Source organism: Agrobacterium sp. 22-221-1 (assembly GCF_053522445.1).
The window spans coordinates 37113-55532 of record NZ_JBNWCL010000001.1; the positions used below are offsets into that span (position 1 = coordinate 37113).

General features: G+C 60.4%; 17 protein-coding genes. 7 read left to right on the plus strand and 10 right to left on the minus strand.

Going from position 1 to position 18420, the window contains the following annotated elements; translation table 11 throughout:
- Positions 1 to 305: 305 nt before the first annotated feature.
- The 8 genes from cysS to alr form a co-directional block, all read right to left on the minus strand.
- Positions 306 to 1691 carry a cysteine--tRNA ligase gene (cysS, locus tag ACQZ5N_RS00195; RefSeq protein ID WP_448731760.1) on the minus strand — a complete coding sequence of 462 codons (1386 nt, stop codon included), beginning with the start codon at positions 1689 to 1691 and terminating at the stop codon, positions 306 to 308.
- A 217-nt stretch (positions 1692 to 1908) separates the two neighbouring features.
- Entirely contained in the window at positions 1909 to 2649 is a 741-nt protein-coding gene (locus ACQZ5N_RS00200) for an SDR family NAD(P)-dependent oxidoreductase (protein ID WP_003520702.1), read from the minus strand.
- A gap of 145 nt (positions 2650 to 2794) precedes the next feature.
- Positions 2795 to 4303 (minus strand): amidophosphoribosyltransferase, encoded by a 1509-nt coding sequence (gene purF / locus ACQZ5N_RS00205; RefSeq protein ID WP_003520704.1) that lies wholly within the window; start codon positions 4301 to 4303, stop codon positions 2795 to 2797.
- Between the two features lie 139 nt (positions 4304 to 4442).
- Positions 4443 to 5030 (minus strand): CvpA family protein, encoded by a 588-nt coding sequence (locus tag ACQZ5N_RS00210; protein ID WP_003520707.1) that lies wholly within the window; start codon positions 5028 to 5030, stop codon positions 4443 to 4445.
- Between the two features lie 89 nt (positions 5031 to 5119).
- Complete coding sequence (radA, locus tag ACQZ5N_RS00215; protein ID WP_003520708.1) at positions 5120 to 6526, minus strand: DNA repair protein RadA; 1407 nt, start codon at positions 6524 to 6526, stop codon at positions 5120 to 5122.
- Between the two features lie 6 nt (positions 6527 to 6532).
- Positions 6533 to 6844: a type II toxin-antitoxin system RelE/ParE family toxin gene (locus tag ACQZ5N_RS00220; protein ID WP_448731761.1), complete on the minus strand. Its 312-nt coding sequence runs from the start codon at positions 6842 to 6844 to the stop codon at positions 6533 to 6535.
- Positions 6841 to 7095, minus strand: a complete 255-nt coding sequence (locus tag ACQZ5N_RS00225) for a type II toxin-antitoxin system ParD family antitoxin (protein ID WP_448731762.1) — start codon at positions 7093 to 7095, stop codon at positions 6841 to 6843. Before ACQZ5N_RS00225 ends, ACQZ5N_RS00220 begins: the two co-directional genes overlap by 4 nt.
- A 65-nt stretch (positions 7096 to 7160) precedes the next feature.
- The gene (gene alr, locus ACQZ5N_RS00230) at positions 7161 to 8336 is read right to left on the minus strand and encodes an alanine racemase (protein ID WP_448731763.1); all 1176 of its coding nucleotides are present in this window, start codon (positions 8334 to 8336) and stop codon (positions 7161 to 7163) included.
- Between the two features lie 195 nt (positions 8337 to 8531).
- Between alr and ACQZ5N_RS00235 the strand changes: the two genes are divergently transcribed.
- From ACQZ5N_RS00235 to ACQZ5N_RS00250, 4 genes are all read left to right on the plus strand, one after another.
- Positions 8532 to 9389, plus strand: a complete 858-nt coding sequence (locus tag ACQZ5N_RS00235) for an AraC family transcriptional regulator (protein ID WP_448731764.1) — start codon at positions 8532 to 8534, stop codon at positions 9387 to 9389.
- A gap of 138 nt (positions 9390 to 9527) precedes the next feature.
- Positions 9528 to 10232 (plus strand): AzlC family ABC transporter permease, encoded by a 705-nt coding sequence (locus ACQZ5N_RS00240; protein ID WP_174035854.1) that lies wholly within the window; start codon positions 9528 to 9530, stop codon positions 10230 to 10232.
- Positions 10229 to 10531, plus strand: coding sequence for an AzlD family protein (locus ACQZ5N_RS00245; protein ID WP_448731765.1), 303 nt, complete (start codon positions 10229 to 10231; stop codon positions 10529 to 10531). The genes ACQZ5N_RS00240 and ACQZ5N_RS00245 overlap by 4 nt, the downstream gene beginning before the upstream one ends.
- A gap of 187 nt (positions 10532 to 10718) precedes the next feature.
- On the plus strand, positions 10719 to 12413 hold the full coding sequence (locus ACQZ5N_RS00250; protein ID WP_448731766.1) for an ABC transporter ATP-binding protein: 1695 nt from the start codon (positions 10719 to 10721) through the stop codon (positions 12411 to 12413).
- Between the two features lie 67 nt (positions 12414 to 12480).
- Here ACQZ5N_RS00250 and ACQZ5N_RS00255 read toward each other — a convergent pair whose 3' ends face one another.
- Positions 12481 to 13977, minus strand: a complete 1497-nt coding sequence (locus ACQZ5N_RS00255) for a replicative DNA helicase (RefSeq protein WP_003520716.1) — start codon at positions 13975 to 13977, stop codon at positions 12481 to 12483.
- Between the two features lie 312 nt (positions 13978 to 14289).
- Here ACQZ5N_RS00255 and ACQZ5N_RS00260 point away from each other — a divergent pair, with 312 nt between their 5' ends.
- From ACQZ5N_RS00260 to ACQZ5N_RS00270, 3 genes are read left to right on the plus strand one after another with little or no spacing between them, the layout of a single operon-like run.
- Positions 14290 to 14745: a MarR family winged helix-turn-helix transcriptional regulator gene (locus tag ACQZ5N_RS00260; RefSeq protein ID WP_003520717.1), complete on the plus strand. Its 456-nt coding sequence runs from the start codon at positions 14290 to 14292 to the stop codon at positions 14743 to 14745.
- Positions 14742 to 16487, plus strand: a complete 1746-nt coding sequence (locus ACQZ5N_RS00265) for an MFS transporter (protein ID WP_448731767.1) — start codon at positions 14742 to 14744, stop codon at positions 16485 to 16487. Before ACQZ5N_RS00260 ends, ACQZ5N_RS00265 begins: the two co-directional genes overlap by 4 nt.
- A gap of 19 nt (positions 16488 to 16506) precedes the next feature.
- The gene (locus ACQZ5N_RS00270) at positions 16507 to 17574 is read left to right on the plus strand and encodes an HlyD family secretion protein (protein WP_059762576.1); all 1068 of its coding nucleotides are present in this window, start codon (positions 16507 to 16509) and stop codon (positions 17572 to 17574) included.
- Between the two features lie 260 nt (positions 17575 to 17834).
- Here ACQZ5N_RS00270 and rplI read toward each other — a convergent pair whose 3' ends face one another.
- The gene (rplI, locus tag ACQZ5N_RS00275; protein ID WP_003520720.1) at positions 17835 to 18410 is read right to left on the minus strand and encodes a 50S ribosomal protein L9; all 576 of its coding nucleotides are present in this window, start codon (positions 18408 to 18410) and stop codon (positions 17835 to 17837) included.
- Positions 18411 to 18420 lie beyond the last annotated feature (10 nt).

Here is an 18420-nt window from a genome sequence, read left to right on the forward strand (position 1 = left end):
TCGCATCTGCCGGGCATGCGACCGATGTTGAGGATTGACCTTGGCGTGGGGCACAGGATGCTCGCGGCTTGATGGGGTGCCGCGAGATTGGAACATGGCGTGGTCGAAAGCAAGGGCGTGTCGTGGGGCTTACCCCCCTCTGCCCTGCCGGGCATCTCCCCCTCAAGGGGGGAGATCGATCTGTGGCGAGCTCTCGACTCTCTCGCAGTTTGCGAGTGAAGTTGAGGTAGTGCTTCTAGCTGATCTCCCCCCTTGAGGGGGAGATGCCCGGCAGGGCAGAGGGGGGTGAGCCCCGAACGCGGAGCCTACCGCTTCAACTCCCACGTCGTCGTCCGCTCCCCGGTCTCCTTGTCCTTGCCATCCTTCAACTGAATGCCCTTCTCGGAAAGCTCATCGCGCAAACGATCCGCTTCCGCAAAGTTCTTCGCCTTCAGCATTTCCAGACGCAATTCCACCAGCGCATCGACGGCCGAAACGATGGCCTCATCCATTTCCGCCTTCTTCGGCAAGACACCCAGCAGGGCGGCACTCGCCGCAAAGGCGGGCAGCCTGGATGGATCGGTGTTGGCGGCGTGCGCCAGCGCATGCAGCGCCTGCACGGCGGCAACCGTGTTGAGATCGTCGGCAAGCGCTTCGAGCACGGTGTCATCCGGTGCTGCATCGGAGGCTTCCGCCGCCGGCCATTTGGCGAGCAGGCGTTCGGCCTCTTCCAGACGCTTCACCGAAAAATCGATCGGCTCGCGATAATGCGTCATCAGCATGGCAAGGCGCAGAACCTCGCCCGGCCATTTCCGGTCGCCGAATTTCTCCGTGTGCAGCAATTCGTAGATCGTCACGAAGTTGCCCTCGGACTTCGACATCTTGCGGCCTTCCACCTGCACGAAGCCGTTATGCATCCACACATTGGCCATGACATGCGTGCCGTTGGCGCAACGCGATTGCGCAATTTCGTTCTCGTGGTGCGGGAAGATGAGGTCGAGCCCGCCGCCGTGAATATCGAAGACCTCGCCGAGGTAGCGACCGGCCATGGCCGAGCATTCGATGTGCCAGCCCGGACGGCCGCGGCCCCACGGGCTTTCCCAGCCCGGTTCATTATCCGAGGACAGTTTCCACAGTACGAAATCGCCGGGGGTCTTCTTGTGGGCTTCCACCGCCACGCGTGCGCCGGCCTGTTGTTCGTCCAGCGGCCGCTTGGAAAGCTGGCCATAATCGGCCATCGAGCGGGTGTCGAACAGCACCTCGCCGCCCGCCGTATAGGCATGGCCGCGGGCGATCAGTTTTTCGATGAGATCGATCATCTCGGCAATATAATCGGTGGCGCGCGGTTCGACGGTCGGCGGAAGGCAGCCGAGCATGGCCACATCCTCATGGAACTGGTCGGCGGTTTTTTTCGTCACCGCGTGGATGGCCTCGTTCAGAGGCAGATGCGGATAGTCGCGCAACGCCCGCGCGTTGATCTTGTCGTCGAGATCGGTGATGTTGCGGGCATAGGTCACATGGTCTTCGCCAAAGACGTGGCGCAGCAGCCGGTAGAGAACATCGAACACGATGACCGGGCGCGCATTGCCGATATGGGCAAAATCATAAACCGTCGGGCCGCAGACATACATGCGCACATTGTCAGCGTCGATCGGTGCAAATTCCGCTTTTTCGCGTGTGAGTGTATTGTGAAATTTCAGGCGCAAGGACATGCGGCAGTTCCCTAAAGGCAGAATATTGTCCTGGCCGGAACGTTTATCTTTCTTGACCTTGCGGGAGACGAAAACGATCTGGCCGGTGGCGAACCAGCAAAAAAAATCTCAGCAGCAGGTGCAGATCATCGTTCTCATATCTTGCTTTATGGCGCGGCGGTGCGGCCCGGTCAAGAGCAACCGTGGTGGCCTTATCGCTGCCCGGAGCGGAAAATATTCACTCCGGCTGGCGGTAATCCACGAACTTTCCTTCGCGCACAAGGAAGAGTTTGCCGGTTTCGGTGAGATCAGGCGAGGCGAGCGGAAGAATGGCTGCGGCCACCTCCGATGGATGCGGCACGGTAGCCGGGTCTTCGCCGGGCATGGCCTGCGCACGCATCGCCGTGCGTGTCGCACCGGGATTGATGCTGTTGACGCGAAGCGCGCTCTTCTGCGTTTCCGCCGCCCAGGTGCGGGCCAGCGCTTCGACTGCCGCCTTGGAGGTGGAATAGACACCCCAGAAGGGGCGACAGCTATGGGCGGCGCCCGAAGACAGGATCAGCGCGCGGCCGGCGTCCGATTTCAGAAGCAGCGGTTCGACCGAGCGGATCAGCCGCCAGGTGGCGGTGACATTGATGTTCATGACCCTTTCGAAGACTTTCGCCTCGATATGGCCAACCGGCGAGATGACGCCGAGAACGCCGGCATTGGCAACCAGAATATCGAGCTTGCCCCAGCGCTCGAAGATATTTGCGCCCAGCGCATCGATGGCTTTCATGTCGGAGAGATCGAAGGGAACCAGCGTCGCCGTGCCGCCGACGGCCTTGATGGCGTCGTCCAGCTCCTCAAGGCCACCCACCGTGCGGGCGCAGGCGATGACATGCGCGCCGGCCCTGGCGAGTTCCAGCGCCGTGAAATAGCCGATGCCGCGCGAAGCGCCGGTAACGAGAGCGATGCGGCCCTTGAGATCGATAGTCATGGTCTCCCCCGAAATAGTTGCGCTTCCTTCTACGAAGCGCCGCTGGCTTTTCGCAAGCGATCATATCGTCGCATGCGAGGGCCTGAACAAAAGGCAAGAAAAAAGCGGCCACCGGAAGCCGGATGGCCGCTTTGTGTGAGGCGTATCAGCCGTTGCTGGCCAGCATGGAAATCTTGCTGCCCATCGCCTCGCCATTCTGGTCGAGAAGGCGGGTCGGATAGTCGCCGGTGAAATAATGGTCCGTGAACTGCGGACGCGCCGGGTTGCGGTTTTCGCCGCCCACCGCACGGTAAAGCCCGTCGATGGACAGGAAGGCCAGCGAATCGGCACCGATATATTTCGCCATCGCCTCGACATCGGCATATTGGTTGGCGAGCAGCTTGTCGGCATCAGGCGTGTCGATGCCGTAGAAATCCGGATGGAAGATCATCGGGCTCGCGACGCGGATATGAACTTCCTTGGCGCCGGCCTCACGGATCATCTGCACGATCTTAACCGAGGTCGTGCCACGCACGATGGAATCATCCACCAGCACCACGCGCTTGCCCTCGATCATCGCCCGGTTGGCGGAATGCTTGAGCTTGACGCCGAAAGCGCGGATCTGCTGCGTCGGCTCGATGAAGGTGCGCCCGACATAGTGGTTGCGGATGATGCCGTATTCGAAAGGAATACCGCTTTCCTGCGCAAAACCGAGTGCTGCCGGCGTGCCGCCATCGGGAACCGGGACCACGACGTCGGCTTCCAGCGGGGCTTCCTTGGCCAGGTTCATGCCCATGTTCTTGCGCGTCGTATAGACGTTTCGGCCGCCGACAACGGAATCGGGACGGGCGAAATAGACATATTCGAACAGGCAGAGACGCTCCGGCTGCGGCTTCGAAGGCTTGCGCGCATCGATGGTGATCGAACCGTCCGGCTGGATTTCGCAGATGATGACTTCGCCGTTCTCGACGTCGCGCACGAATTTCGCGCCGATGATGTCGAGAGCGCAGGTTTCCGAGCAGAAGATCGGCTTGCCATCAAGCTCGCCCATCACCAGCGGGCGGATGCCGATCGGGTCACGCGCGGCGATCAGCTTGGTGCGCGTCATAGCCAGCATCGAATAACCGCCTTCCATCTGGCGGATGGCGTCGATGAAGCGATCGGCTGTGGAGGAGTGGCGTGAGCGGGCGATGAGGTGAAGGACGACTTCGGTATCGGAGGTAGACTGACAGATGGCGCCGGTGGCGATGATCTGGCGGCGAAGCGTCAGGCCGTTGGTGAAATTGCCGTTATGGGCAATGGAAATGCCGCCTTCTTCCAGTTCGGCAAACAGCGGCTGCACGTTGCGCATCGCCACTTCGCCTGTCGTGGAATAACGGGTGTGGCCAATGGCGATGGAGCCGGGCAGGCGGGCAAGGGTTGCGGGATCGGTATAATGATCGCCGACGAGGCCCATATGGCGTTCCTGATGGAAGCGCTTGCCATCGAAAGAGACGATACCCGCCGCTTCCTGGCCGCGATGCTGAAGCGCATGCAGGCCGAGAGCGGTCAGTGCCGAGGCGTCGGCATGGCCGAGAATGCCGAACACGCCGCATTCTTCATGCAGCGTGTCGCCGTCGATCTCTTCCTTGAAAGTGGCCCCAGGGAACGGGGAATGCGAAAGCGGCTCAATCATCCGGCTTGCCCTTGCTCTCTACCGAGAAAAAAAGAAAGACCTCTCCGGTGAGTATTTCCCCCGGTCGGTCCGTCTGTGTCGTGCTTGATATTTAGCACAAATAGCGCGCCTTGCATGCATTGCAAGGCGCGACACTGTGTCAATTATTCGTTGCCGGCGGATTTGTTGCCGGCACATCTTCCGCAGGCGCCTGCGTGGCTGTCGGTTCCTGTGGTTTCCCGAGGATGCGGGCGCGGATCTGCGGTTCGATATCGTCAGGCAGAACCGCCTCCAGCTTGCCCACCAGCCCGTCGAGGAAGGGCTTGGACTTCGCCTGCGTCACCCATTCCGGCTGTGTCTTCACATCCACCAGCCAGTTCCAGAAGGCGACCGCGACGACAAGCAGCAGAATGCCGCGCGCCGCGCCGAACAGGAAACCGAGCGTGCGATCCAGCGCGCCGATGCGGCTGTCGATGATGAAATCGGCAATGCGCGAGGTGATGAAGGAAATCACGATCAGCGAGACGAGGAAGACCACGCCTGCCGAACCGGCAATGGCAATCTTGTCGTCATCGGTATAGTTGCGCGCATAGGGCAGCAGGACCGGATAGAGATAATAGGCGGCGGCGACCGAACCGCCCCAGCTCGCAATCGACAGAATCTCGCGTGAAAAACCGCGCACCATTGCAAGAAGGGCGGAGAAAAGAACAACGGCGATGACGATGCCGTCGAAAATTGTAATGGGCATATACCAACTCCGGAGGTGCGACGCCTTGTCAGACGCTGCCTTGCCAATTTTGCGATCCTCTTACACCACTGTTTCCCTTGGCGAAAGGATCAATATTCGTCGTCCTCAACCTGTTTGAACCGGTTGCCGGAGCCGGCGATGCGGGCCACGAGGTCCGGAAGGCTTTCGATTTCCGTCCAGCGCCCCTTGCCGCCTTTCGGCAATTCAGCCGAAGCAGAAGGCAGAAGTGCGGCGGAAAAGCCAAGTTTTTCAGCTTCTTTCAATCGCTGGCCCGTATGCGAGACCGGCCGAACCGCACCCGACAGGCTGATTTCGCCGAAATAAACACAATCGGCGGGCAGGGCAAGACCGGCAAGCGAGGAAACGAGCGCCGAGGCAATAGCCATATCGGCGGCCGGTTCGGAAATACGGTAGCCGCCGGCGACATTCAGATAGACATCATGCTGGCCGAGCTTCACGCCGCAATGGGCCTCCAGCACGGCCAGAATCATGGCAAGGCGGGAACTGTCCCAGCCGACCACGGCGCGGCGCGGCGTACCAAGCGAGGTGGCAGCGACCAGCGCCTGCACTTCGACAAGCACGGGCCGCGTGCCCTCGATGCCGGCAAAAACCGCAGCGCCCGGCGACTTTTCGTTGCGTTCGCCGAGAAACAGTTCGGAGGGGTTGGAGACTTCCCGGAGGCCGCGATCCGACATTTCGAACACACCGATTTCATCGGTCGGCCCGAAGCGATTCTTGACGGTGCGCAGGATGCGATGATGATGTCCGCGGTCGCCTTCGAAATAAAGCACGGCATCGACCATGTGCTCGACAACGCGCGGGCCGGCGATCTGGCCTTCCTTGGTGACATGGCCGACGAGCACCATGGTCGCGCCTGTCTGCTTGGCGAAACGGATCATCGCCTGCACGCCGGTGCGCACCTGCGTCACCGTGCCAGGGGCGGAATCGGCCGTATCGCTCCACAGCGTCTGAATGGAATCGATGATGACAAGATCGGGCCGCTTGCCTTCGGAAATTGTGGCGAGAATATCCTCGACATTGGTTTCCGCCGCCAGCAGCACATCGGTTTCCGCCGCCCCGAGACGCTGGGCGCGCAGACGAACCTGCGCCACCGCCTCTTCGCCCGAGACATAGATGATGCGATGCCCGCGCCGCGAAAGAGCCGCCGCGGCCTGCATGAGGAGCGTCGACTTCCCGATGCCCGGATCGCCGCCGATCAAAACCGCCGAACCGCGCACGAAACCGCCGCCGGTCGCCCGGTCGAGTTCGCTGATGCCGGTCGGAATGCGCGGCGCTTCCTCGATCTCGCCGGAAAGCGAGGTGAGGGTGACAGGCCGGCCCTTCTTGGGTGTCTTGCCCGGCCCGGAGCCGATGCCACCCATTGGGTCTTCCTCGACGATGGTATTCCACTCGCCGCAGCCTTCGCATTTTCCCGCCCAGCGGGTGTGAACCGTGCCGCAGTTCTGGCACACGAATTGGGTCTTGGCTTTGGCCATGTTATGTCAGTTTTCTTCTTCTACGTCTTCAGTCCCAATGTGTTGATGGCCGTGGACGATGCGCAATATGCGCAATTCGTTTTCTTTTACACGAAAATAGATGCAGCGGTTTTTGTGATTTACGGCACGAAGACCGCTGCTGATCGAGTCACGGGAAACTCCGGTCAGACCCAGACGGGCTGTATCCCGGATTTTCCGCTCAATGGCCGATACGAGCTGTTCGCCGGCGACCGGATTTTTGTCCTCCAGAAATTTATAGAGATGGATAAGATCACGAATGGCACGCGATGACAGGGAATAAGTGCGGGCCTTTGTCACTTTTCGTTTCTGGCGCGTTCGATGATGTAGGCGGTCAGATCATCATCCGTCGAAAAGGTCACATAATCACCCCGTTCGAACTCTGCGTCAGCTTCGTGAATCATCTTCCGGAGCTCCGCAATTCTTCCCTCATCACTGCTCAACAATTGCAGGCTTGCGTGAATAACCGCGTCCGCATCGCTGTAGATGCCCGCCGCCACCTGTTCTTCGATGAACTTCTCGTCCTGCTCGCTCAAATGGATTTCGGGCATTTCGATCTCCTTTTGTTCTCTTCTAGCACAGGTCGCCGCAGCTTTCCAAGGGCTAAAGGCGTGGCTCAGTCGTCGGCCATCAGATATTGCCGTTCGTAACGCAGGCCAAGCCCCGTCAGCATCTCGTAACCGATGGTGCCGGCCGCCCGCGCGGTTTCGTCGACCGGCACATTGGGGCCGAAAAGCTCGATATAGTCGCCGGCACGGATGGCATTGGCCGGAACATCCGTCACGTCGAAGATGGTGAGGTCCATGGTCACGCGGCCGGCGACCGGCACCTTGTGGCCGTTGACGACGCCATAGGCGCCGCCATGGCCCATTTCGCGCAGCGGAATGCCGGAACCGGAAAGCGAACGCTGATATCCATCCGCATAACCCACGGAAGCGATGGCAAGGCGGCTTGCGCGTTTCAGCAGAAAGGTGCCGCCATAACTCACGGTCTGGCCTTCGCCCGCTTCGCGAATCTGAATGATCCGCGCTTCGGCTGTGGCGACGGGCCGCATCGGGTTCGCCATGCCGCTGACCGCTTCGCCGCCATAAAGGGTGATGCCGGGGCGGGTGAGGTCGAAATGATAGTCCGAGCCGAGGAAAATACCGGCAGAAGCCGACAGGCTTGATTCGATGCCTTCGAAAGCGGCGCTAACCTTTCGGAATGATTCGAGCTGGACCCTGTTCATTGGCGATGAGGGCGTGTCGGCGCAGGCGAGATGCGACAGCACCAAAACCGGGTCGAAACTCGCCGGCCGCGTCACGTCGTCGGCGAGAAACAGCGCGTCGTCGAGGGGCAGACCGAGGCGGTTGAAGCCCGTGTCCACATGCAGCGCGCAGGGGTGATCGCCGCGCTCGGCAACCGTCGCCATCCAGAAGGACAGCTGTTCTTCGGAGGCGAGAACCGGTACCAGATCGTTGTCGAAGACCTGCCGTTCCTGGCCCTGCCATATGCCTGACAGCACGAAGATGCGCGCTTCCGGGGCATAGGAGCGCAGGGTCGCACCCTCGGCCACCGTCGCCACGAAGAAATCGCGCGCGCCGGCATGGTAGAGGGTGGCGCCGCAATCCTCGATCCCGAGACCATAGGCATCGGCCTTGACGACAGCCGCCGTCCGCGCCCTGCCGGAACGCCTCTTCATGTCCCGCCAATTATCGGCGAGCGCGCCGAGATCGACGGTCAGCCTCAGCGGCGCGTGCTCGAAAGTGTCGGTTTCGTTTTCGGGAAAGCTGTCTTCGAAGTCGTCTGTCATGCCATGCGTCCGGTTGATTGGAACCTCGCGGACCCTACAGCATCGGCGCAAAAATCGTTATCGATTTTTGCAAAGCACGATGCGTAGATTCAAAGTGTTAGAGCTTCATTCCCGCGCATTTGTGGAAATGTGCGGGAATGAAGCGCGGGCACTTTTGTTCAAGACGGTAATGGCCGATTGGTTTAAACTCGTTCCATGCACAATGTTTCGCAGGAACAGGCCATAGATGTCATGCCGATTGCGACGACGGAAACCACCCGTTTCTGGCGCGATCGGCGTTTTGGCGGCATGGAGTGCCTGAGCGCGACTTTTCTGACCCATGAATATTCCCCGCATGCGCATGATACCTTCTCGATCGGCGCGATCGAAAGCGGTTCGCAGATCTCCACCATTCAGGGCACCACCGAGCAGACGGGGCCGGGGCATCTTTATCTCATCAACCCGGATGAGGTTCACGATGGCGCACCGGGCGGCGGCGGTTATCGCTATCGGATGATCTATCCCGATATCGTCTTGTTGCGCGATATTATCGAGGATGTGACGGGCAGAGCCTTTCACGGCACGCCCTCCTTTCCAAGATTTCTGCCGCGCGATCCGCAGATGGCGGCGGCTTTCCAGATGGCGCACCGGCGGCTGGAGGAGAAATCCGGCGCTCTGGAGGCGGATGAGGGGATGTTCTCGGTTCTCGCCGCCCTGTTCGGCAGGCACGGCAGCGCCATTATCCTGCCCGTCGAAACACGCGAGAAAACGGCGGTTTATACCGCCCGCGACTATCTTTCCGACAATTACGAGACCGATATCGGCCTCGAGGAACTGGCTTCCATCGCCGGTCTCAGCCGCGCGCACCTCATTCGCGCTTTCAGGAAAGAGTTTCACATCACCCCGCATGCCTATCTGACGGATGTGCGCATCCGCAGGGCGCGCCGGCTTCTGCGTGTCGGCGAGATGCCGGCCGAGGTGGCGGCGATGTGCGGTTTTGCCGACCAGGCGCATTTCACCCGGCATTTCAAGGCCCGCACCGGTGTCACACCGGGGCAGTTCCGGTTGGCCTGAGTTCAAAGCCCGCATTTTCGTTCGGAAATGTAACAAAAGGAAAAGCGAAGCTTCAGCGGAAAACCGCCTGACATCACTTTCGTTCAAGACCGAAAAATGTCGCAAGCGTAATCCCTCTCTTTCGAAAGGGAGAATGCAATGTCGATATCGGGAAAAGGCGCGGAATTCAGTGCGGGATTGCGGGCAGCCGCGCCATTGCTGGTCGCCATGGTGCCGATTGGCGTGGTGTTCGGTGCGGTCGCCATCGGCAAGGGCCTGTCGCCGCTCGAAGCCTCGTTGATGTCGCTGCTGGTCTTTGCCGGCGGTTCGCAATTCGTGGCGATGGATCTATGGACGCACCCGGCAAGCTGGAGCGCACTCGGCTTTGCGGCGCTGCTGGTCAATCTGCGCCATGTGTTGATGAGCGCCTCCATCGCCGGCAAGCTGGAGGATTTCAGGGGCTGGCGCAAATATGCCGCCATGCTGGTGCTGACGGATGAATCCTGGGCATTGTCCGAATTCCGTGTCATCGCCGGCAGGCTGACGGCGGGTTTCTTCACCGGTGCTGCGCTCTCGATCTATCTCGTCTGGAACCTCGCAACCCTTGCCGGCGCGCTGCTCGGCTCGGTGGTGGGGGACATGTCGGTCATCGGTCTGGATTTTGCCTTTCCCGCCGTCTTCATCGTGCTGCTCATGGGTTTCTGGAAGGGCAGGGAAACCGGCTTCGTGCTTCTGGCAAGCGCTGCCGCTGCCTGTCTTACCCACGCGCTGGTTCCCGGCGCCTGGTATATCGCCGCCGGCGCGCTGGCGGGTCTGGCCGTCGCCGCCTTCGGCCACGAGGAACAGGCGGAGCAGCCGGCATGACGCTCGACCCGAATACGCTGCTGACAATCCTTGCCATGATGGCGGCAACCGTCGCCACGCGCCTTGGCGGCCTTTTGCTGGTCACTCATTTTACGCTGACGCCGCGCCTGAAAAAGGCGCTCGGCGTGGTGCCGCCCGCCGTCCTGATGGCCGTGGTGACGCCGACGGCGCTCGCCAGCGGACCGGCGGAAACCATCGCCTGCGCAATCACCGCGGTTGCGGCGCTGCGCCTCAGCCTTCTGCCAGCCGCAACGCTCGGTGTTGCCACCGTGGCGCTGCTGCGCGGAATCGGATTGTGAGACAATCCGGTCAAACCGTTGAAAAGATTCCGCCCTTGGGAACAGAACAGGCGGGATAGGGCTGAGGCCCGTTGCATGCGGAATATTGAATGTGAACGGAGTACGATAGTCCGTACTTGAGCAAGCGCTTCCAAGCCGTTATCCAATGCCTGCCGTATCTTTCAAGCAGCGCCGGGCGGAGAGAGTGATGACAGGCAATCGCGAAGTTGCATTCGGACCGCTTTCCCGAATCTATGCCGAAGACCTGAAGACGTCATGGCCGTCCATCACCTTTTTGCTGCTGACGATCCTGCTCGGGTCTGTTCTCGCCACCGCCGGGCCTTACGTGTTTTCCCGCCTGATCGACGATCTGCCGGATGCGCCGCTGCAATGGATGCTCGGTTTTTCGCTCTATGCGGGCCTGACGGCACTGGCGACGGGTATTCAGCGCTCCACGCAATATATGTCGGTCATCCATTCGGAGCGGCTCGAATATGTCGCCACGACACGCTTCTTCGAGCGCATCGTCCATAAAAAACCGTCCTTCTTCAACGACCACAACCCGGCGGAAATTCAGGCTGCGCAGACAAGGGGCGCTTCGGCCGCCTCGGCGATCATGCAGATCGGCCTTATTTATTTCGTGCCGGGCATCGCGACGTTCCTGTTCAGCACCCTGTTGCTGGGAACGGTCCTCAGTGCGGATCTGGTCGCCATCGTCGTCGTTTACGGCGCGGCCTTCATTGCGCTCACGCTTGCCTCGAACCGCCTGACCACGCCTTTTCTGGAAAAGGCCATCGAAGCCGGGCAGGAGAATGCCGGTTTTGTCGGAAACGCCATCGGCATGATCGAGCCTTTGCGGCACACGGGCAGCACGGCATGGATGAAACGTCGTTTTGCGGATAATGCGGGCTCGATCTATCGCAACTGGCGGCTTTATTCCCTGCGCCGGATCGGCTTCGTCTTCACCATCTCGCTCGCACTCGCCATGCAGATGGTTATCGGCTTTTATCTCCTGTTGCCGCGTTACGAGGCGGGAGCCCTGTCGATAGGCGATATCGTTCTCTTCAACACGCTTCTGCTTCAGCTCAACATGCCTTTTGAACTGATCGGGCAATCGATCAGCGAGGCAGTCCGTTCCTTCGCCCATTTCGCGCCCTATGCCCGCATGTGGAATGCGCCGGAAGAGGATGAGCCGCCCCATGCCAACCCGCTGCGGCTATCGGGCAAAGCGATAGAATTCGACGATGTGGGTTTTCGCTACGAAAACGGTCGCGGCGTCGAAGGTGTTTCTTTCACTGCAACGCCGGGGCGTCTGACCTTCATTACCGGCGAGACCGGTTCCGGCAAATCGACACTCTTCCGGCTTCTGCAGAAAACCATGGCGCCGCAATCGGGTCGTATCACCATCGATGGCACCGACCTGACCGCAATCGGCCGCGACGACTGGTTTGCCGTTGCCGGCATCGTTCCGCAGGAGGTGCAATTGCTGAACGATACGTTGCGCAGCAATGTCGTGCTCGGGCAGGTGCTGGATGGGGAAAAACTGCGCCGCTCGGCCGAGCGCGCCGCGATACTCGACAGGATAGAGGCGATGCCGGAGGGTTTCGATACGATTGTCGGGGAAAGGGGGCTGAAGCTTTCCGGCGGTGAGCGCCAGCGGGTTGCCATTGCCCGTGCGCTTTACGGTGAACCGTCCATTCTGCTGCTCGATGAGGCAAGCTCGGCGCTGGACGAGGAGACGGAGCGGGAAATCATGGACCAGTTAAGGCTGGTCGACAGCGATATCACCATCATCGCCATCACCCACCGCCAGAGTAGCATCCGCACGGGCGATCAGGTCATTGCATTGCCGAGCGGGACAATCGATGAATCGGCTTCTGAGGTGTCAGTCCCAAGCCATTGAAAAGATTCCGCCCCATCCTGAAGCAGGACGGGGCGGAGGTTCTACCGATAGCCGGAGTGGCTGCGCCTCAATGTTCTTCGTACTGGCTGAAGCTCGGATCGGCCAGATCCGTAAAGCGGGTAAATTCGGACTGGAAGGCGAGCTTCACCGTGCCGGTCGGTCCGTGACGCTGCTTGGCGATGATGACGTCGGCCGTGCCTTTCACCTTGTCGAACAGCGCTTCCCATTCGGCATATTTGGGATCGGAAATATCGCGCGGCTCCATGTTCTTGACGTAATATTCCTCGCGGAACACGAAAAGCACCACGTCGGCGTCCTGCTCGATGGAGCCGGATTCACGAAGGTCGGAAAGCTGCGGGCGCTTGTCTTCGCGGCTTTCCACCGCACGGGAGAGCTGCGACAGCGCGATGATCGGAACGTTGAGTTCCTTGCCGAGCGCTTTCAGACCCGTGGTGATCTGGGTGATTTCCTGCACGCGGTTTTCGCCGCTCTTGCCGGAGCCGGTCATAAGCTGAACGTAGTCGACCACCAGAACGTCAAGGCCGCGCTGGCGCTTCAGGCGGCGGGCGCGGGCGGAAAGCTGGGCAATCGAGATACCACCGGTCTGGTCGATATATAGCGGCACCTTCTGCATCATCTGGGAGCAGGCGACGAGCTTTTCGAAATCGGCCTCGGTAATGTCACCGCGGCGGATTTTCGAGGAAGACACTTCGGTCTGCTCGGAAATGATACGGGTGGCGAGCTGTTCGGACGACATTTCGAGCGAGTAGAAGCCGACGACGCCGCCGTTTTTGGCCTTGTACGACCCGTCCGGCTGCACTTCCTGCTCATAGGATGCGGCGATATTGTAGGCGATGTTGGTCGCAAGCGAGGTCTTGCCCATACCCGGACGACCGGCAAGCACGATAAGGTCGGAACGCTGCAACCCGCCCATGCGGGCGTCGAGCGAATGAATGCCGGTGGAAATGCCGGAGAGATTGCCGTCGCGTTCGAAGGCTGCGCCCGCCATGTCGATCGCCAGCGCCACGGCATCGTTGAAGGACTGGAAACCGCCGTCGTAACGGCCGGTTTCCGCCAGCTCGAACAGGCGGCGTTCGGTGTCTTCGATCTGCGCCTGCGGCGGCATGTCGAGCGGCGCGTCATAGGCGATGTTGACGACATCCTCGCCGATCTGGATCAGCGCGCGGCGCAGCGCCAGATCGTAGATCGCGCGGCCGTAATCTTCCGCGTTGATGATCGATACGGCTTCCGCTGCCAGACGTGCGAGATACTGCGCCACCGTCAGATCGCCGATCTTGTCGTCGGCGGGCAGGAAGGTCTTGATCGTTACCGGATTGGCGGTCTTGCCCATGCGGATGATATCGCCCGCCACCTCGAAAATCTTGCGGTGCAGCGGTTCGTAAAGATGCACGGGCTTCAGGAAGTCGGACACGCGGTAATAGGCGTCGTTATTGACGAGGATGGCGCCGAGCAGCGCCTGTTCGGCCTCGATGTTGTTCGGCGCTTCGCGGTAATGCGGTTCCGCCGGCTGCGCGGGGGTGATCTTTCTCACAGCGTCGTTCATGGTTTGCGCGATCTCCCTTTGCCTTTGTCCTTGAACCTCGGGTTTGGCTTCCTGGGGCATGGCAGTCAATGATAATGTTGCAACACTCTATGGCAGGCTGACGTCCGCTCTGCGAAGCTCGATCACTTCTTCAGTTGTCCCCAGCAATCCACAGGCGGGTTGGGGACAAGGCGCCGGATCCTTCCGGCAAGGTGATTCGCTGCCATGAGTTTATCGCATGGCAGACCCGGCGTGAAAGAAACTTGAAAATCGTCAGTCTTACGAATAAATAGGCAGAAAATAAGTAGTGTGCTAATTATAAGGCTTGCTGACATGTCCCGCGAGACCGACAAGGAACAGCTTCTGGATGAAGTCTCCGCTTTCACCCGCAAACTGCGCGCGTTTTTCGACGCGCGGGTGGGGGAGAGCGGGCTGACGCTTGCGCGAGCGCGAGCGCTCTTTGCACTCTCGCGTCGTGGGCCGCTGACGCAGACGGAGCTTGCCGAGGAAATGGAAATCGAAACGCCGACGCTGGTGCGGGTGCTCGATGGTATGGAGAAACAGAACCTCATCGAGCGCCGTTCCGATGAGAACGACCGCCGCGCCAAACGCATCCACATGACGGCGGAAGGGGAGAAAACCTCCGAGACGGTGCAGGCGATGGCGAAGTCGCTACGCTCCGAGATTGCCGCCGATATTTCCTCGCAGGAACTGGCCATGGCGCTCGATGTCATGCGCCGGCTTTCGGCCAATCTGCAAAATCTGGCGGCTGGGAGGGCGCAGTCGTGAGTACCCCGGTGCCACAAACCGCAGGTGAGGCCGCTGCCCGAAATGCTGAGGCGGTCTCCAAACCCGCCGACCTTCCGGAAGAGGCTGTGACGCCGATGAGTGCTTCGGGCGCGGGTGAAACCGTGCCAGAGCCTGCCGCCGCCGCACCTCAGCCGGTCGAGCGGCCGCTATGGCTGCGGCTGTGTTTCATCTTCGCAGGCCTGTCGTTCTTCATTACCCAGGGTCTGGGCATGAACCTCGTCATGGCCAATATCTACCAGTTGCAGGGCGAGTTTTCCGCCACCGTGGCCGAGGTCGCCTGGCTCTCCGCCGCCTATATGGCGCCCTATGCCACCTTTTCCATCGCGCTGTTCAAGGTCCGGGCGCAATATGGCCTGCGGCCCTTTGCCGAAGTTTCGATTATCGTGTTTGTCGTCGCTTCCTGTCTCAACCTGTTCGTGACAGACCTGCATTCGGCAATCGTTATCCGTTTTGTCAGTGGCATGGCCGCCGCACCGATCTCGTCGCTCGGCTTTCTCTATATTCTGGAGGCCTTTCCGCCTGCGCGGAAATTCTCGCTCGGTTTCAGCATAGCGCTGACCGGTACGTTGCTGTCGGCGCCGCTCGCGCGCATCGTCTCGCCATCCCTGCTGGAAATCGATGGCTGGAATGCGCTCTATTCCATGGAAGTGGGATTCGCGCTAGTCGCTTTCGCCATGATCTATGTGCTGAAAGTCACCCCACCGCCGCGCGCGAAAGTTATCGAGCGCATGGATATTCTGAGCTATCTTCTGTTTGCAGGCGGTCTCGGCTGTCTGGCGGTCATGCTCACGCTCGGCCGGTTCTACTGGTGGTTCGAAACCTGGTGGCTGGGCGTCCTTCTGGCGACGTCGATCGCACTTCTGACCCTCATGGCTTTCATCGAATTGCCGCGCAAGAACCCGCTGCTCGACCTGCGCTGGATTTTCTCGAAAACCAACCTGCACATTATTGCGGTCTTGCTCGTCTACCGTGCGGTTTCCTCCGAGCAATCTTCAACGGCGGTCAGCTTTTACCAGCAACTCGGCCTGCTGAACGAGCAGACGACGACACTTTATGCACTTGTGCTGTTGGCGACCGTTCTCGGCGGTGCGGCCTGTGCGTGGCTGATGCTCACGAAATACGTCGATACCGCCCACGTGATTGCGCTGGCGCTGATCGCCGCCGGTTCGTTCATGGATAGCCAGTCCAACAATCTGACGCGGCCGGGTGAGATGTATCTCAGCCAGATGATGATCGCCTTTGGCGCGGCCATGTTCCTGCCGCCCGTCATGGCAAAGGGTTTTGCCGCCGCTCTGGCCCGGGGTGCGCCCTATCTGGTGAATTTCATCACCATTTTCCTGTTTACCCAGATCACCGGATCGATGCTGATGACCGGCCTGCTCGGCAGTTTCGTAACGCTGCGGGAGAAATTCCACTCCAATATTCTGGTGGAGAATATCCTGCTCACCAATCCCGTGGTCGCCCAGCGCGTCTCGCAGCTTTCCGGCGCTTACAGCCATGTCATCACCGATCCGGCATTGCTGAAAGCCGAGGGGCTGTCGCTGCTTGGCCAGCAGGTCAGCAAGGAGGCCTATGTGCTTGCCTATAATGACACGTTCCTGCTGATCTCCGTCGTCTCTGCGCTGGCGCTGGCCACGCTTTTGATCCACCTTGCATGGCTGCGCATCCGTCCTTTCCTTTTCCGGGAAGAAATCGATGCCGCACCGGCACCACAGTCTTGAACATTCCAAGAGTGACAAAATGCTGAAGAAGTTTTTTACCCCCGTTTCCATTCTCGTGCTGCTCGGCGGTCTCGCCGGCGTGGCGCTGGTGCTTTACGCCTGGCGGCTGCCGCCGTTCCTTTCCACCGTCGAAATGACCGACAACGCCTTCGTGCGTGGTTATGTCACGACGATGAGCCCGCAGGTAAGCGGCTATGTCGTGGACGTGCCGGTGAAGGATTATCAGGAGGTCAAGCAGGGCGCGCTGCTGGCGAAGATCGACGACCGCATCTACCGCCAGAAGCAGGCGCAGGCGGAAGCGACGCTCGATACGCAGAAGGCGGCGCTCGATAATTCTCGCCAGCAGGAAAATGCGGCCAATGCCAATATTCTTTCCAGCCAGGCGGCGGTCGACAGCGCGCAGGCCTCGCTGAAACAGGCGCAGCTCGCATCCGACCGTCAGGATAACCTTATCAAGAGCGGTGCGGGAACCTCCAGCCTTCAGGAAGAGGCCCATGCCGCGCTCGAAAAGGCGCGGGCGTCGCTCTCGCAGGCCAAGGCGGCGCTTGAAGTTTCGCGGCAGGATCTGCAAACCATCATCGTCAACCGCAGCTCGCTGCAGGCGGCCGTCGCCAATGCTGAAGCGGCCGTCGAGCTTGCCCGGATCGACCTTGCCAATACCGAAATCCACGCGCCCGTGGATGGCAGGCTCGGCGAAGTCGGCGTCCGCACCGGCCAATATGTCACCGCCGGAACGCAACTGATGGCCGTGGTGCCGCATGACGTTTGGGTCATCGCCAATTTCAAGGAAACCCAGCTTGCGGGCATGCAGGTCGGCCAGCCGGTGACGATCGCCGTGGATGCGCTGCATCGCCGCAAGCTTACCGGCCATGTGGAACGGTTCTCGCCCGCCACCGGCTCGGAATTCGCCGTCATCAAGCCGGACAATGCGACGGGCAATTTCGTGAAGATCGCCCAGCGCCTCGGCGTGCGTATCGCCATCGATGCCGATCAGCCGCTTGCCGCGGATCTGTCGCCCGGCATGTCGGTGGTGGTGCATGTGGACAAAAGCGTGGCGCCGGAGGGGGCGGAGACGGCGGAGAAGTAGTCGGGCGTGGAGTTTGCCGAGAGGCACCCCCCTCTGTCCTGCCGGACATCTCCCCCTCAAGGGGGGAGATCGGCAAGGCGGGCCTACATCGCCATAATCGCAACGTTGAGATGGCCGAACGGTAGCCACGATTCGATCTCCCCCCTTGAGGGGGAGATGCCCGGCAGGGCAGAGGGGGGTATTCCTCCGCGAATTCAACCCAACAAAAAAAAACCCGGATGTCTCCATCCGGGGTTTTCCTTTGACCGTTAAGCCAAATCTTATTCGTCGTCGCCGTCGCGATCAGCTTCCGGATCGAAGAAGTCTTCCGGACGCAGCGCGTCTTCGTCAACGCCGTAGATGGCGTCAGCGGAGGTGAGGCTTTCGCCCTTGGCCTGACGCTCAGCTTCTTCAGCCGAACGGGCAACGTTCAGCTCAACCTGAAGCTCGACTTCGGCATGCAGGTGAAGGGTAACGTTGTGCAGGCCGATGGTCTTGATCGGCGTGTTCAGTTCAACCTGGTTACGGCCGATGTTGAAGCCTTCTGCGCCGAGGATTTCAACGACGTCGCGAGCGGCGACAGAGCCGTAGAGCTGGCCGGTTTCGCCAGCCGAACGGACGACGATGAAGGACTTGCCTTCCAGAGCCTCGGCAACCTTCTGGGCTTCCGACTTGCGCTCGAGGTTACGGGCTTCGAGCGTTGCGCGCTCGGTTTCGAAACGTGCCTTGTTGGCAGCGTTGGCGCGCAGCGCCTTGCCCTGCGGCAGCAGGAAGTTACGGGCGTAGCCGTCGCGAACCTTTACGGTTTCGCCCATCTGGCCGAGCTTGTTGATGCGTTCGAGAAGAATGACGTCCATCTTCTTGATC

What these genes read in the sequence shown, in the direction of transcription:
- cysS (WP_448731760.1), bottom strand. Translation starts at nt 1,691, where the DNA reads ATGTCCTTGCGCCTGAAATTTCACAATACACTCACACGCGAAAAAGCG.
- ACQZ5N_RS00250 (WP_448731766.1), top strand. Translation starts at nt 10,719, where the DNA reads ATGACAGGCAATCGCGAAGTTGCATTCGGACCGCTTTCCCGAATCTAT.
- purF (WP_003520704.1), bottom strand. Translation starts at nt 4,303, where the DNA reads ATGATTGAGCCGCTTTCGCATTCCCCGTTCCCTGGGGCCACTTTCAAG.
- ACQZ5N_RS00210 (WP_003520707.1), bottom strand. Translation starts at nt 5,030, where the DNA reads ATGCCCATTACAATTTTCGACGGCATCGTCATCGCCGTTGTTCTTTTC.
- ACQZ5N_RS00260 (WP_003520717.1), top strand. Translation starts at nt 14,290, where the DNA reads ATGTCCCGCGAGACCGACAAGGAACAGCTTCTGGATGAAGTCTCCGCT.
- rplI (WP_003520720.1), bottom strand. Translation starts at nt 18,410, where the DNA reads ATGGACGTCATTCTTCTCGAACGCATCAACAAGCTCGGCCAGATGGGC.
- alr (WP_448731763.1), bottom strand. Translation starts at nt 8,336, where the DNA reads ATGACAGACGACTTCGAAGACAGCTTTCCCGAAAACGAAACCGACACT.
- ACQZ5N_RS00235 (WP_448731764.1), top strand. Translation starts at nt 8,532, where the DNA reads ATGCACAATGTTTCGCAGGAACAGGCCATAGATGTCATGCCGATTGCG.
- ACQZ5N_RS00200 (WP_003520702.1), bottom strand. Translation starts at nt 2,649, where the DNA reads ATGACTATCGATCTCAAGGGCCGCATCGCTCTCGTTACCGGCGCTTCG.
- radA (WP_003520708.1), bottom strand. Translation starts at nt 6,526, where the DNA reads ATGGCCAAAGCCAAGACCCAATTCGTGTGCCAGAACTGCGGCACGGTT.
- ACQZ5N_RS00245 (WP_448731765.1), top strand. Translation starts at nt 10,229, where the DNA reads ATGACGCTCGACCCGAATACGCTGCTGACAATCCTTGCCATGATGGCG.
- ACQZ5N_RS00255 (WP_003520716.1), bottom strand. Translation starts at nt 13,977, where the DNA reads ATGAACGACGCTGTGAGAAAGATCACCCCCGCGCAGCCGGCGGAACCG.
- ACQZ5N_RS00225 (WP_448731762.1), bottom strand. Translation starts at nt 7,095, where the DNA reads ATGCCCGAAATCCATTTGAGCGAGCAGGACGAGAAGTTCATCGAAGAA.
- ACQZ5N_RS00270 (WP_059762576.1), top strand. Translation starts at nt 16,507, where the DNA reads ATGCTGAAGAAGTTTTTTACCCCCGTTTCCATTCTCGTGCTGCTCGGC.
- ACQZ5N_RS00240 (WP_174035854.1), top strand. Translation starts at nt 9,528, where the DNA reads ATGTCGATATCGGGAAAAGGCGCGGAATTCAGTGCGGGATTGCGGGCA.